Source organism: Agromyces mediolanus (genome assembly GCF_014648575.1).
In the GTDB taxonomy this organism is placed as follows: Bacteria; Actinomycetota; Actinomycetes; order Actinomycetales; family Microbacteriaceae; genus Agromyces; species Agromyces mediolanus.
The window spans coordinates 91,748-101,627 of the sequence record NZ_BMRJ01000006.1 but is presented as its reverse complement, the minus strand read 5'-3'; the positions used below and the strand labels follow the sequence as shown (position 1 = coordinate 101,627).

Here is a 9,880-nt window from a genome sequence, read left to right as displayed (position 1 = left end):
GGACCCTGTGGGAGAGTAGGACACCGCCGGACACCCATTCACGAAAGGCCACCCCGAACCCCGGGGTGGCCTTTCGGCATTTAAGCTGGCTGCATGGCGAACCGACTGCAGGGCGCCGTGAGCCCCTACCTCCGCGGCCACGCCGAGAATCCGGTCGACTGGTACCCGTGGGGCCCGGAGGCCTTCGCCGCGGCCCGCGAACGCGATGTGCCGGTGCTGGTCTCGATCGGGTACGCGACGTGCCACTGGTGCCACGTCATGGCCAGGCAGAGCTTCTCCGATCCCGCTATCGCGGCGCAGCTGAACCGCGACTTCGTCGCCGTCAAAGTCGACCGCGAGGAGCATCCCGGCGTCGACAGCAGCTATCTCGCCGCGGCATCCGCCTTCACCAGGGAGCTCGGCTGGCCGCTGACGGTCTTCACGACGCCCGAGGGGCGCACCTTCTACGCGGGCACCTACTTCCCGCCGACGGCGGTGGGTGGCACGCCCGCGTTCCGTGAGGTGCTCGCCGCCGTCGCGGAGGCGTGGCGCAGCCGGCGCGGCGAGCTCCTCACGATGGGCGAGGAGGTGGCGCACGCACTCGCGGGCGCGGCGGCGGCCACGACCGGCGGCGCGCTGCCCTCGGACGCCGAGCTGGGCGAGGCCGCCCGTTCGCTCGCCGCCGAGGAGGACCGGGAGTACGGCGGCTTCGGTCCGGCGCCGAAGTTCCCCGTGCCGACCGTGCTGAGCTTCCTCGGCGAGCTGCCCGGCGAAGCTCGGACGCTCGCGGCCCGGACGCTCCAGCGGATGGCGGCCTCGCCGCTGTTCGACCCGGTCGACGGCGGCTTCTTCCGCTACGCGACGAAGCGCGACTGGAGCGAGCCGCACTACGAGCGGATGCTGCCCGACAATGCGCAACTGCTCGGCCTCGCCGTCGCGGCTACGCGCTGGCCCGGCGCGATCGGCTGGGCGGCACCCCTCGCGAACGATCTGGCGCGATTCCTCACGACGACGATGGCGCTGCCGGGCGGGGGCTTCGCGAGCGCGCAGGACTCCGAGAGCGTGCTCGACGGTCGCCGCGACGAGGGCGGCTACTACCGGATGGACGCCGAGGCGCGCGCCTCGGTCAGCCCGCCCGCGCTCGACGAGAAGCTGCTGAGCGGCTGGAACGGGCTCGCGATCGGCGCGCTCTCGACCTTCGCGGAGCGCGGCCTCGAGGAGTCCGCCGCAGCGGCCGCGCTCACGGCCGCACGCGAGGCCGCAGCGGTGGTGCTCGAGCGGCAGCTGCTCGACGGGGTCCTCCGTCGGGCCTCGCTCGACGGCGTGGTCTCCGAGGCGCCGGCGACGCTCGAGGACGTCGGCATGCTCGCCGGCGGACTGATCCGCCTCGCACTCGCCACGGGTGAGCGCAGCTGGGCGAGCCGCGCGCGCGAGCTCATCGACCGGGCGCTGCACGACGCCGAGACCGGCGGCGCGGCGGCACGAGGCATCCCGTTCGCGCCGCCGGGGCTCGACCCCACCCTCGACGCGCTCGGCCTCGCGCTGCCCGACGACCCCGCCGAGGGCGCCGCCCCATCCGGGCTCACGAGCTGCGCCGATGCGGCGCTGCTGCTCGCGCAGCTCGGCGCGGGGGAGCGGTACCGCGAGGAGGCGGAACGGGCGATGGCCTCGGTCGCCGGCATCGCGCCCGGCCGCCCGATCGCCTTCGGCGGAGCGCTCGCGGTCATGGCGCGGCTGCGCGCGCCCGAGGTGCAGCTCGTCGTCGTGGCACCTGCCGACGAGGCATCCGCCGACCCCGCCTCCGCATCGCTCGTCGAGGAGGCGAGGCGACAGCCCGCCGCGGTCCGCGCGATCGTGACGCCCGCGCAGGCGCAGGAGTTCGCCGAGTCCGGCTTCGAGCTCTTCGCGGCGCGCGAGGCGCTCGACGGCCGCGCGACGGCGTACCGCTGCGAGCACTTCGTCTGCGCGCTGCCGGTGCAGGAGTCCGACGCGCTGGCGGCGCTCGCGAGCCCTACGATTGAGGGATGAATCGCCAGTCGGCCGTCTGGGCCGCCGCCGTCGCGGACGTGCTGCTCGTCGCGCTCTTCGTCGTCATCGGCCGCCGCAGCCACGCCGAGGGCCTCGATCTCGCCGGGCTCTGGCAGACGGCGTGGCCGTTCCTCGCGGCGCTCCTCCTGGGCTGGCTCGTCTCCCTCGCCTGGCGGCGACCGCTCGCCGTCTGGCCGACGGGCGTCGTCGTCTGGGCGGTGACGCTCGTCGGCGGCATGCTGCTGCGCACCGCCAGCGGGCAGGGCACGCAGCTGCCGTTCATCCTGGTGGCCGCCGGCACGCTCGCGCTGTTCCTCCTCGGCTGGCGCGCGATCGTCGCGCTCGTCGCCCGGCTCCGCTCCCCGCGGACCGCCTCGTGACCGCCGCACCGCCGCACGCATGAACCCCATCGAGTGGCTGTTCGACGCCCAGCTGGTCATCGGCGACCAGGTGATCCTCTGGCGCGAGATCGTCGGCAACCTCTTCGGACTCGCGAGCGCCCTCGGCGGCATGCGGCGCAAGGTCTGGGCCTGGCCCATCGGCATCATCGGCAACGCGCTGCTCTTCACCGTCTTCCTCGGCGCCGTGTTCGACACGCCGAACCCGGTCAACCTGCTCGGTCAGGCCGGCCGGCAGCTCATGTTCATCGCGGTGTCGATCTACGGCTGGGTGCGCTGGTCGCAGCACCGGAGGTCCGCGATCGCCGCCGTCGAGCCCCGCTGGGCCGGATGGCGCGTCCGCATCCTGCTCGTCGTCGCCCTGCTCGGCGGCACTCTCGTGCTGACGCCGATCTTCCGCGCCCTCGGCTCCTTCGAGCCGGTCTGGGCCGACGCCTGGATCTTCGTCGGTTCCCTGCTCGCGACCTGGGGGATGGCGCGCGGCTGGACCGAGTTCTGGCTGATCTGGGTCGCGGTCGACGCCGTCGGCGTGCCGCTGCTCGTGAGCGCCGGCTACTACGCCTCGGCGCTGCTGTACCTGTTCTACGGCGCGTTCACCATCGTCGGCTTCTTCGCCTGGATGGCCGTGCAGCGCCGGGCGAAGCTCGCCGCGGCCTGAGCCGAGGGAGCGCTACCAGGCGCTCGGCACCCGGTCGAGCATCGACCAGGCCGCCTGGCTCAGCTCGGGGTGCTCGAGCGCGATCCCGCGGAGCAGCTCGAACTCGAAGCGCTCGACGTCGCCCGGACGGGCCGTCGGGTGATAGGCGCGGGCGCGCTGCACGGCCCAGCCGCCGTCCTGCAGCCGGTCCTCGCGGAGCGTCGCCACGACCTGCTCGTCGACCGAGGGCAGCTCGGGCAGGAACACCCAAGGGTCCTCGCCGAGCCGGCAGCGCAGCTCGATGAGCGCGGCGAGCTCGTCGCGCGCGTCCTGACGCAGACGATCGAGCGGTGTCGGCTCGGTCATGGCGACCCTCCCCTCGCGGTGTCGATGTAGCAAGGGTACGCCGCCCGTGTGACGGCGGGGTTACACGGCGACGCACGAGGTGGCCGTGAGGTTTCGGTCGTGTGACGGCGCGGTGCAGTGGGTTCGGCGTGACGACGCACGAGGTGGCCGTGAGGTTTCGCTCGTGTGACGGCGCGGTGGTGGGTCGCCGCCCGCTCGCATTGGTGCAGGCCTGCTTGAATGGATCGCGCGCGCCGCGCGCAGGACCAGGAGGCCAGGATGCCGGAAGCGAACGAAGCCGATCCCTCGGCGCGGCTCGGTGGCGGCCGGGCGGCGGTGTTCGTGCGACGCTTCGGCGCGGCGCCCGACGCCGAGACCGCGGCACTCGTCGCCTCGCTGCGGGCGGACCTCGACGCCGCGGGATTCCGGGTCGCCCGGATCGAGGAGCTCTGGGAGCGCACCGTGGTCGACGGCCGCAGCCACCCCGGCCGCTCGCTCCAGCGCGGGCACCGGGCGCCCGCCCTCCTCGCCCTCGACCACGTGCTGGCCCGACTCGACGGCGGCCCCGACGAGGACCCCGACGGTGAGGCCGACCGCGTCCGGGCGCTCGCCGCGCTCGTGCGGCTCTTCGTCCTCGGCGCCGACGCGCAGCCGGCTGCCCTCTCGCACGCGCTCCCGGCGCTGGGGTTCGACGGCGCCGAGCGGCTCGGCCTCGTCACCCGCACCGACTCGGGGACGGTGCGGGCGCTCGTCGACCTGCGCCCGTACGGCTTCGCGGACGCCGCAGGCGAGGGGGAGTGGTGGCTCGCCTCCGACCTCGGTGAACTCGCCCTCGTCGGCGAAGCGGCGTCCGGGCCGGGCGCCGGCGCGGCGCCCGCGCTCGCCGAGGACCACGTGCTCGGCATCGGCGGGGCGACGACCACGCTCAGCGGGCTGCTCCTGCAACGCCCCGCCCGCACCGCCCTCGATCTCGGCACCGGCAGCGGCATCCAGGCGTTGCACGCGGCCCGCTTCAGCGAGCGGGTCGTCGCGACCGACGTGTCCGCGCGGGCGCTCGCGTTCGCGCGCTTCGCCGCCGAGCTGAACGAGGTGGCCGGGATCGAGTTCCGCCTCGGCAGCCTCTACGAGCCCGTCGCCGGCGAGCGCTTCGACCGCATCGTGTCGAACCCGCCGTTCGTGATCACCCCGCGCCGCCCGGAGGTGCCGAGCTACGAGTACCGCGACGGCGGGCTCGCCGGCGACGAGCTCGTCGAAGCCGTGATCCGCGGGGCGGCCGCGCATCTCGAGCCCGGCGGGATCGCCCAGCTGCTCGCGAACTGGGAGTACCGGATCATCGTCGATCCCGAGACGGGCGAGGGCATCGCAGACGGGCTCGAGCGCGTCGTCGCGTGGCTCGACGGCACGGGGCTCGAGTACTGGCTCGTCGAGCGTGAGCGCCAGGACCCGAGCGAGTACGCCGAGACCTGGATCCGCGACGGCGGCACCCGCCCCGGCACCGCCGAGTTCGAGCGCTTGCACGCCGCCTGGCTCGAAGACTTCGCCGAGCGCGGGGTCGAGTCGGTCGGCTTCGGCTACGTGCTGCTGCGCCGCCCCGCCGGCGACGCTCCGGCCCGGATCGCCCGCGCGGAGCGCCTGCACGGACCGCTCGGTGCCGAATCCGGAGGGCTCGGGGCGCACCTCGAGCGCGCGCTCGCCGCGATGGACGCGCTCGCGCCGCTCGACGACGAGGCGCTGCGAGGCATCCGCCTGGAGGTCGCGCCCGACGTCACCGAGGAACGCCACCACTGGCCGGGCGCCGAGCAGCCGACCGTCATCCTGCTGCGTCAGGGCGGCGGCTTCGGTCGGGTCGTCGACGCCGGCACCGCGCTCGCCGCCTTCGTCGGCGCCGCCGACGGGGAGCTGCCCGCGGGCGTGCTGTCCGACGCGATCGCGCAGTTGCTCGAGGCCGACGGTGCGGAGCTCTGGGCCGAGCTCGCGCCGACGCTCCGCGAGCTCGTCGCGGGCGGGCTGCTGCGACCGGCCGACCCAGCTCGATCCGGCACCGACCCCGCCTGATCCGGCACCGGCCCCGCCTGACGCGGCACTGACCCAGCCGGCCCCGGCGCCCCGCCCACCGCCGCCGTCCAGCCCGACGGCGGTATCCTCGACCTCGCACACGAAAGCGAGCCCATGCCCGAGAGTCCACTGTCCGCGTCGCCGTACGAGCTGCTCGGCGTCCCGGTCGACGTCGACGACGCCGCCCTGCGCGTCGCCTACCGCCGCGCCCTGCGCGAGGCGCACCCGGACACGGGCGGCGACGCCGCCCGCTTCCACGCGGTGCAGCTGGCCTGGACGCTCGTCGGCACCCCGGAGGCCCGCGCGCGCTTCGACCGCGGCGCGGGCACGAGCGCGCCCACTCGGGAGAGCTGGGCGCCGGCGGCCCCGCGGCCCCGACGCGACTCGCGGCCGCAGGCCCGCTCGCACGGGCATCCCGGCGGCTACGACCGCGAACGCTACCTCGCCCTCATCCGCGAGTGGGTCGGCCGCGGCCAGGAGCTCCCCGACCCCTACGACCCGGCGCTCGTGCGGGCCGCGCCCCGCGACATCCGGCACGTGCTCGCCGACGCGCTCGCCGAGGAGGCGACCGCGCGCTCGCTCGCGACGCTCGGCATCGCGTACACGATCTGGCACGACGTCGCGACGGATGCCGCGGGGCCGGGGCTGCCCCCGAAGCTCGACCACCTCGTGCTCGGCCCGACCGGGCTGTTCGCCGTCCAGTCGGAGGACTGGGGCGGCGAGGTGCGGTTCCGCCGGAACGAGCTCATCGGCGAGGGGCTCGACGGCGAGCGGCCGTTCCGGGCGCTCGCGGCCCGCGCGAAGGCCGTCACGCGGCCCGCGAAGGTCAAGCCGACGGCGCTCCTCGTCGTCGTGCCCGACGAGCACGCGGCCGAGCCGCTCGAGCTCGGCGGCTCGATCCGCGGCGCGGCGACGGCGCTCGTGCGCCGCTCGCGCCTCGTGAGCGCGATCCGCGAGGGGATCCCGGGGTCGCCGAGCCTCGGCGGCACGGACGTGATGGAGGTCCGCTCGCGGCTGCAGGCCGTCATCCGCTTCGCGTAGGGTCGAAGGCATGCCCGCGATCGACGCCACCGCCTACCTCGACGACTTCGCCGCCTTCGTGCAGGCCTCGCCCTCCTCGTACCACGCCGCGGCCGAGGTCGCCCGCCGGCTCGAGGCGGCCGGCTTCGAGCGGCTCGACGAGGCGGACGCCTGGCCGAGCGGTCCGGGCCGCCGGGTCGTCGTCCGCGACGGCGCCGTCATCGCCTGGGTCGAGCCGGCCGGCGCCGTGCCGACCGCGCCGGTGCGCATCCTCGGGGCGCACACCGACTCGCCGTCGTTCAAGCTGAAGCCGAGCCCGTCGACGGCCTCGGCGGGCCTGCTCCAGGCGGGCGTCGAGATCTACGGCGGGCCGCTGCTGAACTCCTGGCTCGACCGCGAGCTCGAGCTCGCGGGCCGCCTCGTCACGCGCGACGGCGCCGAGCACCTCGCCCGCACCGGGCCGATGCTGCGCATCCCGCAGCTCGCGATCCACCTCGACCGCGAGCAGAACAAGGCGCTCACCCTCGACAAGCAGCGGCACGTGCAGCCCGTCTGGGGCGCGGGCGAGGAGGGCGACGTGCTCGCCGATCTCGCCGCCGCCGCGGGGGTGCCGGCGGCCGACGTCGTCGGCTACGACGTGCTGCTCGCCGACACCGCGCCGCCGCAGCGCTTCGGCCGCGACGGCGTGTTCTTCGCCTCCGGCCGCATGGACAACCTCAGCTCCGTCTACGCGGGCCTCGTGGCCCTGCTGGCGGCGCCGTCGGACGCCGGCCACCTGAGCGTCCTCGCCGCCTTCGACCATGAGGAGCTCGGCTCGGAGTCGCGCTCGGGCGCGGCCGGCCCGTTCCTGGAGGACGTGCTCGCGCGCATCGGCGACGGTCTCGCCGCGACCGCCGAGGACCGGCGCCGGGCGGCGGCCGCCTCCTGGCTGCTGTCCTCCGACGCCGGGCACGGCGTGCACCCGAACCACCCCGAGCGACACGACCCCGTCAACCGGCCGGTGCTCGGCGGCGGCCCGCTGCTGAAGCTCAACGCCAACCAGCGCTACGCGAGCGACGCCCTCGGCTCCGCCATGTGGGCCGCCGCCTGCGAGCGCGCCGGGGTGCCGACCCAGCCGTTCGTCTCGAACAACACCGTGCCGTGCGGCTCCACGATCGGCCCGATCTCGGCGACCCGTCTCGGCATCCGCACCGTCGACGTCGGCGTGCCGCTGCTCTCGATGCACTCGGCGCGCGAGCTGGCCCACGTCGACGATCTCGTCGCGCTCGGCGCGGCGGTGACCGCCTTCTTCGCCGGCTGAGCCGCGGCGCATCTGGCGGGATTTCGCGGCACGTCGGCGGGATCTGTCGGGGTCGCGGCGCCGGGATCCTGCCAGGCTCGAGGCATGACCGACGCCGCCACGAGCCCCGCCGCCACGAGTTCAGCGCTCTTCGCGCACGTCGCCGCGCCGGACGACGCCGCCCGCCACTTCGCCGCGCGGCTCGCGTTCGAGACGGACGTCTCCGACGTCGCCGTCGCGCTCCGCGAAGAGCCCGGCGCCTTCGTGCTCGTGGACACCCGCAGCGAGGCGTCCTGGCAGCAGGGGCGGGTGCCGGGCGCCGTGCATCTGCCCACCCGCCGGATCGCCGCGGACGCGCCGGCGACGCTGCCCGCGGGCCTCCCCGTCGTCGTCTACTGCTGGGGGCCCGGCTGCAACGGGGCGCAGCGGGCGGCGCTCGAGTTCGCGCGGCTCGGCCACCCGGTCAAGGAGATGATCGGCGGCTTCGAGTACTGGGTGCGCGAGGGCTTCGCCTTCGAGACGGACGAGGGCCGGCGCGTGCGGCCCGCCGATCCGCTCACGAACGTCACCGCCGGGCGCGAGCTCGACGGCGACCCGGCCGCGCCGGGCGCGATCGCCTGCGCCTGCTGACGGCCCGACGGGCGGGCGTCCCCCGGCCGGGACACCGCGGGACGTCCGCCCGGCCCACGAGGCCTCCGCGCCGACCGAGGCCTCCGCGCCGACCGAGTCATCCACTCAGGCGGCTCAGCACTCGATGACGTTCACCGCGAGGCCGCCCTCGCTCGTCTCCTTGTACTTCGTCATCATGTCGAGGCCCGTCTGCCGCATCGTCTCGATGACGGTGTCGAGCGAGACGAGGTGCGTGCCGTCGCCGTGCAGCGCGAGCCGCGCCGCCGACACCGCGGTCGAGGCGGCGATCGCGTTCCGCTCGATGCAGGGCACCTGCACGAGGCCGGCGACCGGGTCGCAGGTGAGGCCCAGGTGGTGCTCCATGGCGATCTCCGCGGCGTTCTCGATCTGCCGCGGCGTTCCGCCGAGCACCGCGCAGAGCGCACCGGCCGCCATCGCGCACGCGGAGCCCACCTCGGCCTGGCAGCCGCCCTCGGCGCCCGAGATCGACGCGTTCTTCTTCACGAGGCTCGCGATCGCGGAGGCGGTGAGCAGGAAGCGGCGGATGCCGGCCTGGTCGGCGCCGGGGACGAAACGCAGGTAGTAGTGGCCGACGGCGGGCAGGATGCCGGCCGCGCCGTTCGTCGGCGCGGTGACGACGCGGCCGCCCGAGGCGTTCTCCTCGTTCACGGCGAGGGCGAAGGCGTGCAGCCACTCCGTCGAGGTGTCGCGGTGCGCGGCGGCCTCGAGCTCCTCGCGGTCGTACGCCTCGAGCTGCCGGCGCACCTGCGAGGCGCGGCGCTTCACCCGGAGCCCGCCGGGCAGCTCGCCCTCGGTCGCGAGGCCGTGCGAGACGCACTCGGCCATCGCCGCCCAGATCGCGTCGAGCCCCTCGTCGATGCCGGCCTCGCCGTGCACGGCGACCTCGTTGTGCCGGGCGACGTCGCAGAGCGAGACGCCGTGCTCGTCGCAGAGCTCGAGCAGCTCGGCGGCGGTCGAGTAGGGCAGCGGATGCCGAAGCGCCTCGGCCTCGGTGGCCGGGTCGCCGTCGCGGCGGATGAAGCCGCCGCCGACGGAGTAGTAGGTCTCCTCGGCGATGGGCAGGGCGCCGTCGGCGTCCCAGGCCTGCAGGGTGAGGGCGTTCGGGTGCCCGGGCAGCCGGGTGCGGGGCTCGAGGGTGATGTCGCTCGGGCGCAGCCGGATCGGGTGGCGGCCGCCGAGGCGGAGCTCCGAGCCCTCGGGGTCGAGTCGCTGCCAGGCGCCGCGCACCTCGTCGGGGTCGCAGTCGTGCGGCCGGAGGCCGGCGAGGCCCGCGACGACGGCGTCGGGGGTGCCGTGGCCGAGGCCCGTGGCGCCGAGCGAGCCGTAGAGCGAGCAGCTGACGCGGGCGACCCGCTCGGTGAGGCCGGCCTCGTCGAGCCGGTCGACGAACGCCGTCGCGGCCCGCATCGGCCCGACGGTGTGGGAGCTCGAGGGCCCGATGCCGATCGAGAAGAGATCGAGGGCGGAGACGAACGCTGTCACCACACC

9 protein-coding genes are annotated in these 9,880 nt (G+C 75.4%); 7 read left to right on the top strand and 2 right to left on the bottom strand.

Annotated elements, in window-relative coordinates; genetic code table 11:
• Positions 1-93: 93 nt before the first annotated feature.
• The 3 genes from IEY71_RS17245 to pnuC are packed head-to-tail and all read left to right on the top strand — an operon-like array spanning position 94 to position 3,063.
• Entirely contained in the window at positions 94-2,007 is a 1,914-nt protein-coding gene (locus tag IEY71_RS17245; protein ID WP_189086618.1) for a thioredoxin domain-containing protein, read from the top strand.
• On the top strand, positions 2,004-2,387 hold the full coding sequence (locus IEY71_RS17240) for a DUF3054 domain-containing protein (RefSeq protein WP_189086617.1): 384 nt from the start codon (positions 2,004-2,006) through the stop codon (positions 2,385-2,387). Before IEY71_RS17245 ends, IEY71_RS17240 begins: the two co-directional genes overlap by 4 nt.
• A gap of 19 nt (positions 2,388-2,406) precedes the next feature.
• Positions 2,407-3,063: a nicotinamide riboside transporter PnuC gene (gene pnuC / locus IEY71_RS17235; RefSeq protein ID WP_189086616.1), complete on the top strand. Its 657-nt coding sequence runs from the start codon at positions 2,407-2,409 to the stop codon at positions 3,061-3,063.
• Between the two features lie 12 nt (positions 3,064-3,075).
• Here pnuC and IEY71_RS17230 read toward each other — a convergent pair whose 3' ends face one another.
• Positions 3,076-3,408: a hypothetical protein gene (locus IEY71_RS17230; protein WP_189086615.1), complete on the bottom strand. Its 333-nt coding sequence runs from the start codon at positions 3,406-3,408 to the stop codon at positions 3,076-3,078.
• A gap of 258 nt (positions 3,409-3,666) precedes the next feature.
• Between IEY71_RS17230 and IEY71_RS17225 the strand changes: the two genes are divergently transcribed.
• From IEY71_RS17225 to IEY71_RS17210, 4 genes are all read left to right on the top strand, one after another.
• Complete coding sequence (locus IEY71_RS17225) at positions 3,667-5,442, top strand: methyltransferase (protein WP_189086614.1); 1,776 nt, start codon at positions 3,667-3,669, stop codon at positions 5,440-5,442.
• 114 nt (positions 5,443-5,556) lie between these two features.
• Positions 5,557-6,483, top strand: coding sequence for a DnaJ domain-containing protein (locus tag IEY71_RS17220; protein WP_189086613.1), 927 nt, complete (start codon positions 5,557-5,559; stop codon positions 6,481-6,483).
• A 10-nt stretch (positions 6,484-6,493) separates the two neighbouring features.
• The gene (locus IEY71_RS17215; RefSeq protein WP_189086612.1) at positions 6,494-7,762 is read left to right on the top strand and encodes a M18 family aminopeptidase; all 1,269 of its coding nucleotides are present in this window, start codon (positions 6,494-6,496) and stop codon (positions 7,760-7,762) included.
• A gap of 84 nt (positions 7,763-7,846) precedes the next feature.
• Entirely contained in the window at positions 7,847-8,371 is a 525-nt protein-coding gene (locus IEY71_RS17210) for a rhodanese-like domain-containing protein (protein WP_189086611.1), read from the top strand.
• Between the two features lie 114 nt (positions 8,372-8,485).
• On the opposite strand, the gene IEY71_RS17205 is transcribed toward IEY71_RS17210, so the two are convergent.
• Complete coding sequence (locus tag IEY71_RS17205; RefSeq protein WP_229781825.1) at positions 8,486-9,874, bottom strand: L-serine ammonia-lyase; 1,389 nt, start codon at positions 9,872-9,874, stop codon at positions 8,486-8,488.
• Positions 9,875-9,880: the final 6 nt, after the last annotated feature.